Below are 1146 nucleotides of genomic sequence, written 5' to 3'. Positions count from 1 at the left end.
GCCATTCCTGCCAGCTGTCTTTGTCAAAAAAGGCCTGCAATTCTTCGGGAGAAAGGTTGTCCCGGGGTAAGGGTGTAGGACGTTGTGTAGGCAAATCCGCACAACATGAGTCTGAGACCTGATGCCGAGCCGATTGTGGTGAAGTGGATGATCCTATGCTGTCGAGAAAAGCCTCTAGCGAGTTTCATGGCGGCCCGTACCCTAAACCGACTCAGGTGGTCAGGTAGAGAATACCGAGGCGTTCGGGTGAACTATGGTTAAGGAACTCGGCAAAATGCCCCCGTAACTTCGGGAGAAGGGGGGCCACGTCCGGTGATTGGATTTACTCCATGAGCTGGGGGTGGCCGCAGAGACCAGCGAGAAGCGACTGTTTACTAAAAACACAGGTCCGTGCGAAGCCGTAAGGCGATGTATACGGACTGACGCCTGCCCGGTGCTGGAACGTTAAGGGGACCGGTTAGCTCCATTTCGGTGGGGCGAAGCTGAGAACTTAAGCGCCAGTAAACGGCGGTGGTAACTATAACCATCCTAAGGTAGCGAAATTCCTTGTCGGGTAAGTTCCGACCTGCACGAATGGCGTAACGACTTCTCGACTGTCTCAACCATAGGCCCGGTGAAATTGCACTACGAGTAAAGATGCTCGTTTCGCGCAGCAGGACGGAAAGACCCCGGGACCTTTACTATAGTTTGATATTGGTGTTCGGTTCGGCTTGTGTAGGATAGGTGGGAGACTGTGAAGCTGTGACGCCAGTCATGGTGGAGTCGACGTTGAAATACCACTCTGGTCGTGCTGGATGTCTAACCTGGGTCCGTGATCCGGATCAGGGACAGTGTCTGATGGGTAGTTTAACTGGGGCGGTTGCCTCCTAAAGAGTAACGGAGGCGCCCAAAGGTTCCCTCAGCCTGGTTGGCAATCAGGTGTTGAGTGTAAGTGCACAAGGGAGCTTGACTGTGAGACCGACGGGTCGAGCAGGGACGAAAGTCGGGACTAGTGATCCGGCGGTGGCTTGTGGAAGCGCCGTCGCTCAACGGATAAAAGGTACCCCGGGGATAACAGGCTGATCTTCCCCAAGAGTCCATATCGACGGGATGGTTTGGCACCTCGATGTCGGCTCGTCGCATCCTGGGGCTGGAGTCGGTCCCAAG

At 55.1% G+C, this 1146-nt stretch carries 1 rRNA gene; it reads left to right on the top strand.

Going from position 1 to position 1146, the window contains the following annotated elements:
• A 23S ribosomal RNA gene (locus tag ACFVSH_RS26905) occupies positions 1-1146 on the top strand; the annotation flags it as partial.

This window comes from Peribacillus sp. NPDC058002 (assembly GCF_042886655.1).
Taxonomy (GTDB): Bacteria; Bacillota; Bacilli; order Bacillales; family DSM-1321; genus Peribacillus; species Peribacillus aracenensis.
The sequence above is the reverse complement of the archived record's forward strand: the minus strand, read 5'-3'. Positions and strand labels throughout refer to the sequence as shown.